The following is a 16,778-nucleotide window of genomic DNA, read 5'->3' on the forward strand; positions in this document are numbered from 1 at the left end:
AAAAAAGTGGCTGATGATCCCGATTGACTCGGCTTGCCATCTTAGCTTTATATTAGAACATATCATGAACAAATGGGCCGGCAACGGGTTCATTAAAAACCCGCCAACGGCAAAACGATTTGAGGAGCGGCGCATGACCGGCGCACGCATGGACACGCTCGCGCAATTGCGCGGCAGTATCGAACGCATTGAGACCCATAGTGATACCTACGCACCGGCTCGCGTGTCGCTCGGTCATACCGAGGCGGACGCGGCGCTGCAGGGCGGGCTTGCGCGCGGTACGATGCATGAGGTCTTCGCCGAAGGCCGTCACAACGCGGCGGCGACGGGCTTTGTCGCCGGCCTTGCGCATCGCGTCTCGGCAAAGAGGCCGCTGCTGTGGATCCGGCAGGATTTCTCCGAACGCGAATGCGGCGCGCTGGCCATGAGCGGCTGGCGCGAGCTCGGTCTCGATCCCCGCTTGCTGGTCACCGTGCGCGCGCCTGATGTCGAGACGGCATTGCGGACCACGGCTGATGCGCTGGCCTGCGATGCGCTGGGCAGCGTCGTGCTGGAGACCTGGGGCGACAGCAAACAGTTCGATCTGGTTGCCAGCCGCAAGCTCACGCTGGCAGCGCGGGGGTCGGGCGTCACGTGTCTGTTGCTGCGGACTGCAGGCGTTCCGGTCTCGAGTACGGCAGAGACGCGCTGGATCATCCGCTCCGCGCATTCGCCGCCATTCCGGCCCTGGCAATCATGGGGCGCGCCAATGCTCGACGTGCAACTGGTTCGAAATCGTCACGGCCCGAACGGGCAATGGATCATGGAATGGAAGTGTGATGAGTGCGTTTTCCGTGACACATCGGCGCATCCTCAGCCTGTGGCTGCCGCGCCTGCCAACCGATCGCATCAAACGTCAGCTCGCGCGCAACGGCGCGCCAGCTAATCTGCAAGCAAGTATTGTCGTCGCCAAGCAAAGCAATGCGCTGCAGATCTCCGCGCTGGACGATGCCGCGGCGAAGCTCGGCCTTGAATCAGGTCTGCCGCTCGCCAATGCCCGTGCGGTCTGTCCGGACATTCAGGTGTTCGATGCTGATCCTGTCGCCGATACGCAGGTGCTGACCGACATTGCCGATTGGTGCGACCGCTTCACGCCACTGGTGGCGCTGGATCTGCCGCATGGCCTGTTTCTCGACATCACCGGCTGTGCCCATCTGTTCGGTGGCGAGGCCGCACTGATGGAGCAGCTCTGCGCGGCGCTGTTGCGGCAGGGTTTTATTGTCAGTGCAGCGATTGCGGCGACATCGACATGCGCGCGCACGCTCAGTCGATATGCACATGGCCGGATCATCGTCGCGGGCGAGGAGGCCAAGGCAGTGACGCCGCTGCCGCTGTTCACGCTGGGCGCCGATGAGGCGATCATCCGTGGATTGCGCCGCGCCGGCTTGAAGACCATCGGCGATGTCGCCTCGCGGTCGCGCCCTGAAATCACTGCGCGCTTCGGCGCGGAATTCACGACACTGCTGGAACAGGCGCTGGGGCACAGCGATGCGCCGATTTCTCCGCGTAAACCGCTGCCGGATTATATCGTCGAGCAACGCTTCGCCGAACCGATCGCCACCGATGGTGTAATATCCATCACGCTGGCCAATCTGGCGCGCACGCTGATCGATGCGATGGGCAGGCAGGGCAAGGGCGCGCGGCGGCTGGAAGCTGCGTTCTTTCGCACCGACGGCGCGGTGCGGGTGATCGCCGCGGAAACCGGCCTGCCGGTGACCAAAGGGGAGGTGATCGACCGGTTGTTTCGCGAGCGGCTAGACGCGATTGCAGATCCACTCGATCCCGGCTTCGGTTTCGATATGATCCGCCTATCAGCTAGCCGCACGGAAATCGTCGTGCAGCAGCAGCGCGACCTCGATGCCAATGTTCACGCCAATGACGAACTGGCCCATCTGATCGACCGTATCGCCGCGCGGATTGGTCCTCGACGTGTGTTGGTTTATCTGCCTGTCGAGAGCCACATTCCCGAACGCGCGATGCTGGCGGTGCCGGCACAGCATCATCTGGCTGCCGTCATGCAGGCAGTATGGCCAGTGCGTGAAGACGAACCGCCGTTGCGGCCGTTACGGTTGTTCGAGCAGCCCGAACTGATCGACGTCCCGCTTGCGGAGTTTCCAGACAAGCCGCCTAAGAAATTCACCTGGCGACGGGTGTCTCATAACGTCGTTCATGTGGAAGGCCCGGAGCGTGTGTCGATGGAGTGGTGGCGCGCGCAGGAGGCGATGCCGACGCGCGATTACTTTCGCGTTGAGGATGAGGCAGGGCAACGGTTTTGGCTGTTCCGCGACGGACTTTATGGTGAGATCAAAGATGCGGACGATCAAGCCGTTTCGCCGCAATGGTTCGTGCATGGGCTGTTCGCATGAGCACGGGCGGCGCCGGCGCGCCTGATTATGCCGAGATTGGTGTCACCAGCAATTTCTCGTTCCTGCGCGGTGCGTCGCATCCGCAGAACTATGTGCATCAGGCCAGTAACGAGCGACTTTATGCCATCGGGATTGCCGATCAAAACACCATGGCCGGTGTGGTGCGCGCCTTTGCCGAACTGGATCACAAGGATCTTGTCTACAAACCGAAGCTGCTGATCGGCACACGGTTGGTCTTCAACGACGGCACGCCGGACATCCTTGCCTATCCGTGCGACCGCGCTGCCTATGGCAGACTGTGCCGGTTGCTCAGCATGGGCAAGCTGCGCGGCAACAAGGGTGAATGCCTGCTTCAGCTCGGGGATCTCGGGGAGCTCAGCGAAGGGCTATTGCTTGTGCTGATGTCGACCTATCGCATCGACAGCAGTCTTGTCCTGCGCACGTTTGACGCCCTGTCTCGATTTTCGACAGGTGGCGTCTGGCTCGGCGCCAGTCCGTTTCATCGCGGGGATGACAAGCGTCGTCTGGCAAAGCTGCAGCGCATTGCATCCACTGCGCGCGTGCCCCTGATTGCTACCAATGATGTGCTCTATCACACGCCAGAGCGCCGTATCCTGCAGGACGTGGTCAGTTGCATCCGCGAAAAGACCACCATCGAGCAGGCCGGCCGCGTGCTGGAAATGAATGCCGAGAGGCATCTCAAGCCGGCTGCTGAAATGGTGCGGCTGTTTCGCGATTATCCGGATGCGATCCGGGAGACCATCCGTTTTGCCGATCGCATCACGTTTTCACTGAACCAACTCCAATACCAATATCCCGACGAACCGGTCCCGCCGGGAAAAACCGCGCAGCAGCATCTCGCGGATCTGACCTGGGAGGGATATGCCCGGCATTTCCCGAATAGTGTCGATGAGACGCTCGAAGCCACCTTACGCAAGGAGCTCGCGCTCATCGCCGAGCTCGGCTATGCGCATTACTTCCTGACCGTCCACGATATCGTTCGCTATGCGCGCAGCCAGAACATTCTGTGTCAGGGGCGGGGATCAGCGGCAAACTCGGCGGTCTGCTACATGCTCGATATCACCTCGGTCAATCCCGCCGAGGTCGACCTTTTGTTCGAGCGCTTCATCTCCAAGGAGCGGCTTGAGCCGCCGGACATCGACGTCGATTTCGAACACGTCCGGCGCGAGGAGGTGATGCAGTATGTCTACAAAAGATATGGCCGTCATCGCGCGGCAATCATCGCCACCGTCATCCACTACCGGCCGCGCTCGGCGATCCGCGATGTCGGCAAGGCGCTGGGATTGACCGAGGACGTCACCTCGGCATTGGCCGATACTGTCTGGGGCAGCTGGGGCAAGGGCCTCAACGAGATGCAGGTCAAGCAGGCCGGCCTCGATCCGTCCAATCCGATGATCGTGCGCGCTGTCGAGCTTGCCGCCGAGCTGATCGAATTCCCGCGCCACCTGTCGCAGCATGTGGGCGGCTATGTGCTGACGCAGGATCGGCTCGACACCTATGTGCCGATCGGGAATGCGGCGATGGACGAACGCACCTTCATCGAATGGGACAAGGACGACGTCGACACGATGAAGATGATGAAGGTCGATGTGCTCGCACTGGGCATGCTGACCTGCATCCGGAAGTGTTTGGATCTGGTCGCGGACCACAAAGGGAAGCGCTACGGCCTCAAAGACATCAAATCGAAGGATGACGATCCGGTCTACAGAATGCTTCAGCGTGGCGAATCCCTCGGCGTGTTTCAGGTCGAAAGTCGCGCGCAGATGAATATGTTGCCGCGCCTGAAACCACGCACCTTCTACGATCTCGTCATCGAAGTCGCGATTGTTCGCCCGGGCCCGATCCAGGGCAACATGGTGCATCCCTATCTCAAGCGGCGAGCGATGAACCCTGATGATATCGAATATCCATTTCCGAAGGGGGGCAACAAGGACGAACTGAAGAATGTCCTGCATAAGACCCTTGGCGTGCCGCTGTTTCAGGAACAGGCGATGCGCATTGCCATCCAAGCGGCACATTTTACTTCAGAAGAGGCCAATGGTCTGCGCCGCGCCATGGCGACGTTCCGCAATGTCGGTACCATGCATACGTTCGAGGCGAAGATGGTCGGCAAGATGGTCGACCGCGGCTACGATCCGGTATTTTCCCAGAGCTGCTTCGATCAGATCAAAGGTTTTGGCAGCTACGGTTTTCCGGAGAGCCATGCGGCTAGCTTTGCGCAACTTGTCTATGTCTCGTCATGGCTGAAACATTATCATCCGGATGCATTCTGCTGCGGACTGTTGAACTCTCAGCCGATGGGGTTTTATGCACCTTCGCAGATCGTGCGTGATGCGCGCGACAACGGCGTCGATGTGCGCGAGATCGACGTGTCCTTCAGCCATTCGCAGAATACTCTGGAAGAACGAAGCAGAAATCATTGCGCTGTTCGCCTTGGCTTTCGCCAGATCGATGGATTCAAATGGGCTGATCCTGATGAGGAGAGAGAAAGGAAGGAAAAAGGAAAATCTGCCGTTGAGGATTGGGGCCAGCGCATCGTCGCTGCGCGCGAGCGCGGTCCTTTCACCTCGCTGGAAGATTTCGCCCGCGACACCGCCCTTCCGAAGCGCGCGCTGATCATGCTCGCCGAGGCCGATGCATTTCGCTCCATCGGCCTGGATCGCCGTGCAGCATTATGGGCGGTGAGGCGCTTGCCGGATGACGTGCCGCTACCGCTGTTCGAGATTGCGAGTGCCCGCGAACAGCCGGACGAACATGCGGCACCGCTGCCGCAGATGCCTTTGCCCGAACAGGTGGTCGCCGATTATCAGACTATCCGTCTGTCCCTGAAGGGCCATCCGATGGAGTTCCTGCGCGCGCGTTTCACGCGGGAAAAAGTGGTGACCTGCGCGAGCATTGTGGATGCCAATGACAGACGGCGCGTGCGCTGTGCCGGCGTCGTGCTGGTGCGGCAGCGGCCGGGCAGCGCCAATGGCGTGGTGTTCATGACGCTGGAAGACGAGACCGGTATCGCCAATATCGTGGTCTGGCCGAAGGTGATGGAGCAGTTTCGTAGGGAAGTCATGGGTTCCAGGCTGATCTTGGTCGAGGGGCGCATCCAGAGCAGTCCGGAGAAGGTCGTGCATCTGGTTGCCGAACGGCTGATCGATCGCTCGGACGATCTGAGGTATCTTGGCAACGATGCGCTAGGCGAACCCCGACAAATGCTGTCGGGTCCGGAGCCGATCAATGACGATCGTCGCGAGCATCCCGACAGTCCCGTGCAACGCATACGCCATCCGCGCAATGTACGGATCCTGCCGCGTTCGCGGGATTTCCATTAAGCGTCGTTCAGCAACCATTCAGCGGCTGTTACCTATTCAGGTGATGCACCGACTGGCGGGCCGCCGGGTGGCCGGTGCAGGAAGGTGATGGTGGCATAGGCGCCGATCCATGAGCCGACGGCGGCGAAACCCACATACATCCAGTTTTCGGTATAGCTGATGACGGCATAGGACGAGAGTACATACCAAACGCTGCTCCAGGTGGCCGCAGGTACGCGCCGACGGGCCACCACCGCAGAGGTGAACATCACATAGACCGCGTCGGTGGCAGCCGTGGCCAGCACCACGGCGCCGGCAGTCAATGGATCGATGGTGGCCATGGTCTCTCTCTCCATGTTTGTACAAGATGATGCGATGACGAATGTGGTCACCTGGAAGCGTGAGCTGAATCGGTGTCGTGGGAAAGGGGGGCGTTGATGTACGGCATTCGTGAACTGCTCGGCGACCTTTGGAGGGAGGTTGGCGGTGACATTGCGGCGCTCCAGCGTGTCGCGCTGACCGGCAATGAGCCGCAATTGCCGTCGTCATTCCATGTCGGTGCAGCCGCTCAGGTCAGCATCGCTGCGGCCGGAATGGCGGCTGCCGAAATCTGGCGGCTACGCAGCGGCCAGACGCAGACTGTCTCGGTCGACATGCGCCACGCCATCGTCGAATGCCGCAGCGAGCGCTACCTGCGTTGCGACGGCAATCCGCCGCCGCCCGCCTGGGATGCGATCGCCGGTGTCTACAAGACCGGCGACGGCAAATTCGTCCGGCTCCATACCAATTTTCCGCATCATCGCGATGCTGTCTGTCAGGTGCTGTCCTGTGCGCCGGAACGCGAAGCCGTCCAAGCCGCGTTGATGCAATGGAGCGGTGAAGCCTTCGAGACTGCAGCTTATGCGGCCGGCGGTGTCGTGGCGCTGATGCGTTCCCGTGACGAATGGATGGCGCTGCCGCAGGCGAAAGCCGTTGCCGAATTGCCGCTGGTCGAGATCACCCGGATCGGCGACGCCGAACCCAAGCCATGGCCGATCGGCGCTCGGCCGCTCGCGGGGCTGCGCGTACTCGATCTCTCACGCGTCATCGCCGGGCCCGTCGCTGGTCGTACGCTTGCGGCCCATGGCGCGGATGTGATGCTGGTCTCCAGTCCTGATCTGCCGGCGATCCCGTGGCTCACCATCGATACCGGCCGCGGCAAGCTCTCGAGCTTCGTGGATCTCCAGAACGAGCAGGGGCGCGACACCTTGCGAGGATTGCTCGCGCAAGCGGATATCTTCTCGCAAGGCTACCGCCCGCAATCGCTCGCGGCACTCGGCTTCTCTCCAGAGGAGGCGGCCCGTGTCAGTCCCGGTATCGTCTATGTCTCGCTCTCCGCCTATGGCCGTTCCGGGCCGTGGGCCGGGCGCCGCGGCTTCGACTCCCTCGTCCAATGCGCGACCGGCTTCAATCATGCCGAAGGGCAGGCGGCGGGCGTCGACGGGCCGAAGGAATTGCCGGCCCAGATGCTCGATCACGCCACCGGCTACTTAATGGCCTTCGGCGCCATGATCGCACGCGCACGCCAGGCGCGTGAAGGCGGTAACTGGCACGTCCAGGTCTCTCTTGCCCGCACCGGTCAGTGGCTGTGGGACATGGGGCGGCTGCCCGATGGCTTGGCAGTCGCGGATCTGACGGGGGAGACAGTGAAGGAGTTTACCGAGGATATGCCGTCCGGCTTCGGCCAGTTGTCGGCGGTCCGTCATGCAGCCGTGTTATCGCGAACCCCGGCATCGTGGGCGCGTCCGGCCATGCCCCTAGCCAGCCATCCGGCGGTATGGCCGTCCGGCAATTGAAGCCCATTCGCAGGATTTCAGAATTTTAACGAAGATTCGTAAGTGCACATGCGTTTTTAGATTGTCTGAACGCCCAGATGCGCACTATTAGCGCGTGAATGGGACAAATCGCCGCGGAATAAGTGCGTTTCCTATCAAGGACTGGACAGTGACGAATTTAGATCAACGATCTCAGCTGTTTAGCGGAAAGCGCCTGATTGCGGGCGGTTGCATTGCTGCCATGCTGGTCGCCGCAGGTATCGGCTACGTGCGGCTGTCCACCCCGTCGAAGGGGCATTCCGACGTTTCGAGCCAGTCGCGGAAGAACCCGCAGCGCTATGCGACCTCGCCGTCGGAATGGGCGAGCCTGACCATCGAGCCGGTCACCGTGCGTGCCTTCCGCGCCGAACACGTCACCGAGGGCAAGATTGCCGTCGATGAGGACCGTTCGACCCCGATCTTCTCACCCTATGCCGGCCGCGTCACCAAGCTGCTCGCCAAACCAGGCGATCACGTCGAAAAGGGCCAGCCGCTCTTTGTGATCGAAGCGGCCGACACCGTCGGCGCTCAGAACGATTTCGTTGCCGCGACCACGGCTCTCAACAAGGCGAAGTCGCAATTCGACCTCGCACAGATCCAGGACAAGCGCGCCCGCGACCTGTTCGAAGGCAAAGCTGTGCCGCTGAAAGACTATCAGCAGAGCCAGGCCACGCTGCTGCAGGCACAGAACGATCTGCGTACTGCCGACACGGCACTTGAAGCCGCACGCAATCGCCTGCGCATTCTCGGCCTCTCGGAAGACGCGATCACGGCCTTCCAGGAGAAGGGCCGCATCAATCCGGAAACGACGATCTATGCGCCGCTCGCGGGCACTGTAGTTCAGCGCAAGATCGGCCCCGGCCAGTATATCAGCGCGGGCGCTGCCGACCCGGTCTTCGTGATCGGCGATCTCTCATCAGTGTGGCTCACGGCTTTCGTGCGTGAGACCGAAGCTGCTGCCGTGCAGATCGGTCAGGAAATGAGCTTCACCGCACTCGCGCTGCCGGGCCGCGTGCTCTCTGGCCGCATCAGCTATGTCGCGACTGCGCTCGATCCCGCAACGCGCCGTCTGCTGGTACGCGCCACGCTGGACAACAGCAACGGTCTGCTGAAGCCCGAAATGTTCACCACTGTGACGATCTACGCGCCTGGCGACCAGCCGACGATCGGCGTGCCGAAAACGGCGCTGATCTATGAAGGCGATCAGGTCCGCGTCTGGGTCGCGCATGACGACAAGACCATCGAGCTGCGCACGATCAAGACCGGTATGACCAACGGCAATCTCGTCGAGGTCCATGGCAACCTGAAAGCCGGCGAACGCATCGTCACCAAAGGCAGCCTGTTCATTGATCGCGCGGCCTCCGCCAGCTAACTCCCAGCTTCGGCTCTTCTGAAAGGTCCGATCTGGATGGATCGTCTTGTTGCCCTGGCCGTCGACCGTCGCTTCCTGATGGTGGCGATGTTCGCCATCGTTTTCATCGGTGGCCTGTTCGCCTTCAACCAGCTGAATATCGAGGCCTATCCCGATCCGACTCCGCCGATGGTCGATATCGTCACGCAGAGCAACGGCCTGTCGGCGGAGGAAATCGAACGCTACATCACGATTCCGATCGAAGCGCAGGTCGCCGGCATCAAGAACCTCAAAACGATCCGCACCATCTCGCTCTACGGTCTCTCCGACGTCAAATTGCAGTTTTCGTTCGACTACACCTATGACGAAGCGTTGCAGCAGGTGCTGAACCGGTTGTCGCAGCTCGGGACCTTGCCGGGCAATGCACAGCCGACGATATCGCCGATCTCCGCGGTGGGTGAAATCTTCCGTTATCGTCTGGTGGGACCGCCGAACTACAGCGTACTCGATCTCAAGACCCTGCAGGACTGGGTGATGCAGCGCCGCTTTCGTGCGGTGCCTGGCGTCATCGACGTCATTGGTTGGGGTGGCAAAACCAAAACCTATGAAATCCAGGTCGACTTCAGCAAGCTCGTTGCCTATGGCTTGACGCTGCCGCAACTGCTGACCGCCGTCGGCAATGCCAATATCAATGTCGGCGGCAACACCGTGAATATTGGCCCTCAATCGGCCGTGGTTCGCGGTGTCGGCCTCATTCGGTCGATCGACGATCTGTCCAATACGATGATCTCCCAGACCAACGGCAATCCGGTTCTGGTCAAGGACGTGGCCACGGTGTCGGTCGGCGAGAAGCCGCGCCTCGGCATTGCCGGTCTCAATCAGGAGGACGATATCGTCCAAGGCATCGTACTGATGCGCCGCGGCGAGAAGAGTTCGCCGACCATCGCGCGTGTCGAACAGCTGGTGCAGCAGATCAATCGCGGAGGCATCCTGCCGCCCGGCGTGCGGATCGAACGCATCTATGACCGCAAGGACCTGATCGACACCACCACGCATACGGTGCTGCACAACATGGTCGTCGGCATCCTGCTGATCGTGCTGCTGCAGTGGATGTTCCTCGGCAACCTGCGCAGCGCGCTGATCGTCGGCGCCACCATTCCATTCGCCTTGTTTTTCGCTGTCATCATTCTGGTGCTACGCGGCGAATCTGCCAACCTGCTATCGGTGGGCGCCATCGATTTCGGCCTGATCGTCGATGGTACGGTCATCATGGTAGAGGCCATCTTCAGACGGCTGACCCAGACAACGGAGCTTTCCGAAGCAGAGCGTAGCCACATCTCGCCCGAGACCATCATGGGCATGAAGAAGCATGGTATCCTGAGCGCATCCGCTGACGTGTCGCGCTCGATCTTCTTTGCCGCCGCGATCATCATCGCCGCATTCCTGCCGCTGTTCACACTGTCCGGCGTTGAAGGCAATATCTTTGGACCGATGGCGCGGACCTATGCTTATGCGCTGGCCGGTGGCCTGATCGCGACATTCACCGTCACGCCTGCGCTGAGCGCGATCATTCTGCCGGCGCACGTCCACGAGACCGAAACATGGATCATGCGCCAGCTGCATCGCCTCTATATGCCGGTGCTGCACTGGGCGGTCGCCAGCCGAAAGATCGTACTGGGCATTGCGATCGGTCTCGTCGTGGTGACCTTCTTCATGGCACGTTTCCTCGGCCTGGAATTCCTGCCGAAGCTGGAAGAGGGCAATCTCTGGATTCGCGCCACGCTGCCGCCGACGATCTCGCTGCAGGAGGGCAATACTTACGTCAATGAGATGCGCAGGCTGATCCGCCAGCAGCCCGAGGTAGAATCCGTCGTCTCGCAACATGGCCGTCCCGATGACGGCACCGACGCGGCCGGCTTGTTCAACGCGGAATTCTTCGCCCCGCTGAAGCCTGCCTCCGAATGGCCGGCGCCGCAGGACAAGGATGCGCTGACGGCGCGCCTGCTCAAGGAACTGCAGACGAAATTTCCCGGCGTCGAGTTCAATTTCTCGCAATATCTGCAGGACAACGTCTCCGAGGCCGTCTCCGGCGTGAAGGGCGAGAACTCGATCAAGCTCTACGGCAACGATCTGGATGCACTCACCAAGACCGCTAACGAGATCAAAGCCGTACTGTCGACAGTGCAGGGCGTGACGGATCTCGCCGTGTTCACATCGTTGGGGCAGCCGACCATCCAGATCGACGTCGACCGCGCCAAGGCTGCGCGCTACGGATTGTCGCCCGGCGATATCAACGCCACCATCAAGGTCGCCATCGGCGGCGACTCCGCGGGCGATCTCTATGAGCCCGGCAGCGATCGGCATTTCCCGATCACGGTGCGGCTGGCGCCGGAATATCGCCGTAGCGCTGAGGCGATCCAGAATTTGCGCATCGGCGCACCCGGTCCGAACGGCACGATCGCGCAGATCCCGCTAAGTGAGGTGGCATCGATCAATCTCGTCTCGGGTGCGGCCTATATCTACCGCGAGAATCAGGAGCGTTATCTGCCGATCAAGTTCTCGGTACGCGAACGCGATCTCGGCAGCGCCATTCAGGAAGCGCAGGACAAGGTCGCCGCGCAGGTTCAGCTGCCACCTGGCTCGCGGACCGAATGGGTCGGCGAGTTCGGCAATCTTCAGGACGCTATCGCACGGCTTTCCATCGTCGTGCCGATCAGTCTCGCTCTGATCGGCGTGTTGCTCTGGTTCAACTTTGGCTCGATGGCCGACACGTTGCTGGCCATGAGCGTGATCCCCATGGCGATCTTCGGCGGCGTGCTCGGCCTGTTGATCACCGGCATTCCGTTCAGCGTATCGGCTGCGATCGGCTTCATCGCACTGTTCGGTATCGCCGTCATGGACGGCATCCTGATCCTGTCGCAATACAATCAACTGATCGATGAGGGCTATGAGCGGATCAAGGCGGTAATCCGCACCGGCGAGTTGCAATTGCGCCCGGTACTCATGACCTGCATTGTGGCGGGTATCGGCCTGCTGCCGGCAGCACTGTCGGAGGGCATCGGTTCGCAGGTCCAGAAGCCGCTCGCGGTGGTGGTGGTCACGGGTATGATGCTGGCGCCATTGGTAATCCTGATCACCCTTCCGGTGCTGATCTCGTTCTTCTCGCGCCGGACGCGTTAGGCCGGTCATGCGAGTGCCGAAGACATCAATCCCGGCAACGGCATTCCGCTGCCGCGTGCACTGATCGCCTCGGCATTCCGTTCGTCTTCGCGACGGGCTTTGGCAAGATCAGTCTGATTCCATCGGTGATGGGCGATGCGCCGATCGTCCGCAAGCCTTATGATTTCGCGTCACTGGTCACCGTGCTGACCGGTGACGTGGCCAAGAAAGGCCAGGGCAGCCCTGACGCTGGAGCTGTGGTCATTGTCCCGATGGCGTGCGCAAGCCGTGCCAGGCGTCACGTACCTGATGGTAGTGAACTTCGGGCAGATAGTCGGGCGTATTCAGCCCGAGAGTCTTCACATCCAGCCTACCGATTGCGCTAAGCAGCGAATAGGATGCGATGACCCGATCTCGTTGCGCGCCGATCAGGCGCGCTTTTGCCTGCACGAGATCCTGCTGCGCGTTCAGGACGTCGACGGTGGTGCGCTGACCGCCCTGGGCCTCGCGCTGAACGCCCTGCAGGGCAACACCTGCGGCGCGGACTTCAGACTCGGCCGCGCTGACAGCGGTCCTGGCGCCTTCGTTTGATACCCATGCACCGATAGCCGCGGTGCGCGCCTGATTGCGGACTTGCTCCAGGACCAGCCTACTGACCGATGACAGTTCTTTGGCCTGGCGCGTCTGCGCAGCACCGAGGCCGCCGTCATAGATCGGCGCAGTCAATTGGCCGACGATCGAAGCCTGGTCAGTCCCAAAGGTTCCGAGCGTCGGATCCGACTGGCTTGATTTGCTGGCGCTGCCCTGCAGCGTGAGCGTGGGCAGCAGACTGCTCTCCGCCACCTTGATCGTGGTAGTCGCGACGTCGACGTCGTAGCCGGCGGCCAGCACTGCCGGATGTGCTTTGAAGGCCTGGTTGACGGCATCGTCCTTATTGCGCGGGAGCAAACGATCCATCGGTTCGGCCGGGCTGAGCCGCGACGGGGACATGCCGATCACCTGCGCATAGGTCGCCTGGCTGATGGCGAAATTGACCTCGGCAGCATTGAGATCGGCCTGACCGCGGGCCAGACGCGCTTCGGCCTGTGACGTATCGGTAGGGGTGACGTCGCCTGCATTGAGCCGCTTCTGGGCAATCCCGAGTGTCTCGCGGAGTGAGGTGACGTTGGCGCGCTGGGCCTCGACCAGCGATTGGTTGGCGAGGACATTGGTATAGGCAACGACCGCGTCGAGCAGCACGCCTTGGCCGACATTGCGTAGCGCTTCGCGGCCGGACTGCACCTGCAATTCCGCGACGCGGACGCTATTGGCTGTCTTGTTTCCGTTATAAAGCGTTTGAGTGACGGTAACACCGATGGTCCATGGCTTCAGCGTTGCGCCCTGGATGGTGTTATCCACCAGCAGGTTACGCACGGCCTGAAGGCCATAGCTCAGCGTGGCGGCGACCTGTGGCCGATAGCCGGCCATCGCCTGTGGGACATTCTCATCAGTCGCGCGCTGGCGGGCCCGTTCGCCGTTCAGCTGCGGATTGGATTGATAGGCCTTGGCAAGGGCTTCCGACACCGTTTCAGCACGCGCATCGCCCGCAGCGAAAATGCCATAGCCGGTGAGGCTCAAGGCCATGCCTGTCCGAAGCGCACGCCTTGCGGCGAGGCCAAATTTGCCGTGATGACGACCCATGTTATCCCAAAGCAGTCTTCGGACGTCCGGCCCGCTGACGTCCTCGTATGTTTAGATGGCGTTGCCTTTGCAGGCAAACCATCCGATGAAGAACCTCCGGGCTTTTGCGCTTTCCCCACAGGGCATTTGGCTGCCCCGATTTGCTTGATTGATCAGGACCATAAGGTGGATCGCGTGTTCCGTGAATGCGACGAATAAACCCGGCTTCACACGGCCGCGTGTGTTGCATGTCGGGCACATTTCTGAATAACCGTGCGCAGTGGTAACTTTGTCCGGCCTCGCTGCGCGATTGCGTTGAGACGCCGCCGATCCCGTTCCTGCCGGAATGCCCATGCCCAAGATTTTCACCGATCCCGACGCCATCGCCGATGACATCATTCGCGACGTCGGGACCACGCTGGTGGTCGGATTGCCGCTGGGGCTGGGCAAGGCAAACCACATCATCAATGCGCTCTATCAGCGCGCGCTGGACGATCGCAGCATCAACCTGACTTTCTTCTCCGCGCTGACCCTGGAGAAGCCGAAGCCATCCGGCGAGCTGGAGAAGCGCTTCATCAGTCCAGTGATCGAGCGGCTGTTCGGTGGCTATCCCGATCTCGCTTACGCGACGGCGCTCCACAAAAGCGAGCTTCCGCCGAACATTCAGGTCAACGAATTCTTCTTCCTCGCGGGAAAGTGGCTGCGGGTCGCCGATGCGCAGCAGCATTATATCTCGGCCAACTACACCCATGCTTCATCCTATCTTCTGACGCGCGGCCTCAACGTCATCACGCAACTCGTGGCCAAGCGCGTGGTCGATGGCGTCGCGCGCTATAGTTTGAGCTGCAACACCGACACGACACTGGATCTGATGCGTGCTCGCGCGGAGAGGCGGGTGTCGTTCAGGCTGATCGGGCAGGTCAATTCGGAGCTGCCGTTCATGCCAGGTGTGGGCGATCTCGCCGCCGATGAATTCCATGCGGTGCTTGAAAGTCCTGAGACTGATTTCCCGCTGTTCGCGCCGCCGAACGAGCCGATCAGCGACACCAAATATGCGATCGGCCTGCATGCGGCGAGCCTGGTGCGCGATGGTGGCACGTTGCAGATCGGAATCGGTCAGGTCGGCGATGCCCTGGCGCAGGGGCTGATTGTGCGTCATCGCGACAACGCAGCATTTCAGGGCGTCATGCAGCGGCTAACGCCGGCTGCACCGCCCAGGGAGACCGCACCGTTCACACGTGGACTCTATGGTGTCAGCGAAATGCTGTTCGAGGCGTTTCTGGGCCTGATCGATGCCGGCATCCTGAAGCGCGACGTCGACGGCGCGATCGTGCATGGCGCGTTCTTCCTCGGGCCGAAGTCATTCTATCGGGCACTGCGCGACATGACGCCGGAGCAACTTGCGCATATCCAGATGATGCCGGTGTCATTCACCAACCAGCTCTACGGCGATGAAGAGATCAAGCGGCGCGCCCGTGTCGATGCGCGCTTCGTCAACAATACGATGATGGTAACGCTGATGGGCGCCGCGATTTCCGACGGCCTCGACAATGGCCAGGTCGTCAGTGGTGTGGGCGGTCAATACAATTTCGTGGCGCAGGCCTTTGCGCTTGACGGTGCACGCTCGATCCTGACTCTCGACGCAACGCGTGCCGGCAAAAAGCCCGTCTCCAATATTCGCTGGAACTACGGTCACACCACGATCCCGCGACACCTACGCGATATCATCGTGACGGAGTATGGTGTCGCCGATCTGCGCGGAAGATCGGACGCTGACGTGATCGCCGCAATGCTGCAAGTGTCCGACTCTCGTTTTCAACCGGAGCTCATGCGGCAAGCCAAGAACAACGGTAAACTTCCGAAGACCTACGAGATTCCTGCGGCGTATCGCGATAACACACCGGCGCGGATTTCCACTGCGCTGAAGCCCGCACGTGACGCAGGCCTGCTGCCGACATTTCCGTTCGGCAGCGATTTCACTGAGATCGAGCAGCGCCTGATTCCGGCGCTGCAGATCCTGAGTGCCGCCTCGGCGTCGCCGCTGAGCTTGGCCGGCTTGTTCTGGGAGGGCGTCACGCATAGGCTGAGCGCATCCGATGAAGCGGCGCTTGCGCGGCTCGGGCTCGATCATCCGGCCACATTGGCCGAACGCGCATATCGTGCGCTGGTATCCGCCGCGCTCGCGCGCAGCGGCCCGGCCTAGCGGTTCTTGTTGACCGGCTTCCGCTTCTCGATGAACGCGGCCATACCTTCGGAGCGATCCTCCAGCGCGAAGGTTGCGTGAAACAGATCGCGCTCGACCTTGAGGCCTTCGGTCAGCGGGGTTTCGAAGGCGCGATTTACGGCGTTCTTCGCCATCGTCGCCACCGGGCGTGACATGGCGGCGATCTTCTCTGCCATGGCGATGGCCTCTTCCATCAGCTTGTCGGCCGGGACAATGCGGCTGACGAGACCGGAGCGTTCGGCTTCCGCCGCGTCCATCATGCGGCCTGTGAGACAGAGGTCCATCGCCTTCGATTTGCCGATGGCGCGGGTGAGGCGCTGGGTGCCGCCGATGCCGGGAATGGTGCCGAGCGTGATTTCCGGCTGGCCGAACTTCGCGGTGTCCGCTGCGATCATGATGTCGCACATCATCGCAAGCTCGCAGCCGCCTCCAAGCGCATAGCCTGAGACGGCGGCAATGGTCGGCTTGGTGCAGGTGGCCACACGGTCGCCGCCGATCGCGGTGAAATCACTGGAGAACATGTCGATGAAGCTCTTCGGCTGCATTTCCTTGATATCCGCTCCGGCGGCAAATGCCTTCTCGCTACCGGTTACGATGATGCAGCCCACGGCGGTGTCGGCTTCTAGCTCGTCGATGGCGATCTTGATTTCGCCGAACACGCCGAAAGAAAGCGCGTTGAGCATCTTCGGGCGGTTCAGCGTGATGATGCCGACCGCGCCCTTGCGCTCAACGATGAGGTGTTCGTAGCTGCTCATGTTCCATCCCGCGAATTTTTGTTGAAGCGGCCAGGATCGGCGGCCCCGC

General features: G+C 61.3%; 10 protein-coding genes. 7 read left to right on the forward strand and 3 right to left on the reverse strand.

The window, feature by feature from the left end; translation table 11 throughout:
- Nucleotides 1–133 precede the first annotated feature (133 nt).
- The 3 genes from CIW50_RS24380 to CIW50_RS24390 are packed head-to-tail and all read left to right on the forward strand — an operon-like array spanning nucleotide 134 to nucleotide 5,749.
- Nucleotides 134–925, forward strand: a complete 792-nt coding sequence (locus CIW50_RS24380; RefSeq protein WP_149533768.1) for an ImuA family protein — start codon at nucleotides 134–136, stop codon at nucleotides 923–925.
- A complete protein-coding gene (locus CIW50_RS24385) occupies nucleotides 819–2,405 on the forward strand; it encodes a Y-family DNA polymerase (protein WP_149533769.1) in 1,587 nt (528 codons plus the stop codon). Before CIW50_RS24380 ends, CIW50_RS24385 begins: the two co-directional genes overlap by 107 nt.
- Nucleotides 2,402–5,749 carry an error-prone DNA polymerase gene (locus CIW50_RS24390; RefSeq protein ID WP_246664443.1) on the forward strand — a complete coding sequence of 1,116 codons (3,348 nt, stop codon included), beginning with the start codon at nucleotides 2,402–2,404 and terminating at the stop codon, nucleotides 5,747–5,749. Before CIW50_RS24385 ends, CIW50_RS24390 begins: the two co-directional genes overlap by 4 nt.
- Nucleotides 5,750–5,781: 32 nt before the next feature.
- Here CIW50_RS24390 and CIW50_RS24395 read toward each other — a convergent pair whose 3' ends face one another.
- Nucleotides 5,782–6,069 carry a hypothetical protein gene (locus CIW50_RS24395; RefSeq protein ID WP_068738081.1) on the reverse strand — a complete coding sequence of 96 codons (288 nt, stop codon included), beginning with the start codon at nucleotides 6,067–6,069 and terminating at the stop codon, nucleotides 5,782–5,784.
- Nucleotides 6,070–6,165: 96 nt separating this feature from the next.
- Here CIW50_RS24395 and CIW50_RS24400 point away from each other — a divergent pair, with 96 nt between their 5' ends.
- The 3 genes from CIW50_RS24400 (at nucleotide 6,166) to CIW50_RS24410 (ending at nucleotide 12,112) form a co-directional block, all read left to right on the forward strand.
- Nucleotides 6,166–7,563 (forward strand): CoA transferase, encoded by a 1,398-nt coding sequence (locus tag CIW50_RS24400; protein ID WP_149533771.1) that lies wholly within the window; start codon nucleotides 6,166–6,168, stop codon nucleotides 7,561–7,563.
- Between the two features lie 220 nt (nucleotides 7,564–7,783).
- Nucleotides 7,784–8,953 (forward strand): efflux RND transporter periplasmic adaptor subunit, encoded by a 1,170-nt coding sequence (locus tag CIW50_RS24405; protein WP_149533772.1) that lies wholly within the window; start codon nucleotides 7,784–7,786, stop codon nucleotides 8,951–8,953.
- A gap of 36 nt (nucleotides 8,954–8,989) precedes the next feature.
- Nucleotides 8,990–12,112 (forward strand): efflux RND transporter permease subunit, encoded by a 3,123-nt coding sequence (locus CIW50_RS24410; protein WP_149533773.1) that lies wholly within the window; start codon nucleotides 8,990–8,992, stop codon nucleotides 12,110–12,112.
- A gap of 240 nt (nucleotides 12,113–12,352) precedes the next feature.
- On the opposite strand, the gene CIW50_RS24415 is transcribed toward CIW50_RS24410, so the two are convergent.
- Nucleotides 12,353–13,714: a TolC family outer membrane protein gene (locus tag CIW50_RS24415; RefSeq protein ID WP_246664444.1), complete on the reverse strand. Its 1,362-nt coding sequence runs from the start codon at nucleotides 13,712–13,714 to the stop codon at nucleotides 12,353–12,355.
- 388 nt (nucleotides 13,715–14,102) lie between these two features.
- Between CIW50_RS24415 and CIW50_RS24420 the strand changes: the two genes are divergently transcribed.
- Nucleotides 14,103–15,953 carry an acetyl-CoA hydrolase/transferase C-terminal domain-containing protein gene (locus CIW50_RS24420; protein ID WP_149533775.1) on the forward strand — a complete coding sequence of 617 codons (1,851 nt, stop codon included), beginning with the start codon at nucleotides 14,103–14,105 and terminating at the stop codon, nucleotides 15,951–15,953.
- On the opposite strand, the gene CIW50_RS24425 is transcribed toward CIW50_RS24420, so the two are convergent.
- A complete protein-coding gene (locus CIW50_RS24425) occupies nucleotides 15,950–16,729 on the reverse strand; it encodes an enoyl-CoA hydratase (protein ID WP_089266978.1) in 780 nt (259 codons plus the stop codon). The genes CIW50_RS24420 and CIW50_RS24425 overlap by 4 nt on opposite strands.
- Nucleotides 16,730–16,778 lie beyond the last annotated feature (49 nt).

Origin of the sequence: Tardiphaga sp. P9-11, from assembly GCF_008329525.1 — a bacterium.
Taxonomy (GTDB): Bacteria; Pseudomonadota; Alphaproteobacteria; order Rhizobiales; family Xanthobacteraceae; genus Tardiphaga.

Excerpts from the sequence above, each read along its gene's own strand:
- CIW50_RS24395 (WP_068738081.1), bottom strand. The coding sequence starts at position 6,069 with ATGGCCACCATCGATCCATTGACTGCCGGCGCCGTGGTGCTGGCCACG.
- CIW50_RS24405 (WP_149533772.1), top strand. The coding sequence starts at position 7,784 with ATGCTGGTCGCCGCAGGTATCGGCTACGTGCGGCTGTCCACCCCGTCG.
- CIW50_RS24400 (WP_149533771.1), top strand. The coding sequence starts at position 6,166 with ATGTACGGCATTCGTGAACTGCTCGGCGACCTTTGGAGGGAGGTTGGC.
- CIW50_RS24410 (WP_149533773.1), top strand. The coding sequence starts at position 8,990 with ATGGATCGTCTTGTTGCCCTGGCCGTCGACCGTCGCTTCCTGATGGTG.
- CIW50_RS24415 (WP_246664444.1), bottom strand. The coding sequence starts at position 13,714 with ATGGCCTTGAGCCTCACCGGCTATGGCATTTTCGCTGCGGGCGATGCG.
- CIW50_RS24385 (WP_149533769.1), top strand. The coding sequence starts at position 819 with ATGAGTGCGTTTTCCGTGACACATCGGCGCATCCTCAGCCTGTGGCTG.
- CIW50_RS24390 (WP_246664443.1), top strand. The coding sequence starts at position 2,402 with ATGAGCACGGGCGGCGCCGGCGCGCCTGATTATGCCGAGATTGGTGTC.
- CIW50_RS24420 (WP_149533775.1), top strand. The coding sequence starts at position 14,103 with ATGCCCAAGATTTTCACCGATCCCGACGCCATCGCCGATGACATCATT.
- CIW50_RS24425 (WP_089266978.1), bottom strand. The coding sequence starts at position 16,729 with ATGAGCAGCTACGAACACCTCATCGTTGAGCGCAAGGGCGCGGTCGGC.
- CIW50_RS24380 (WP_149533768.1), top strand. The coding sequence starts at position 134 with ATGACCGGCGCACGCATGGACACGCTCGCGCAATTGCGCGGCAGTATC.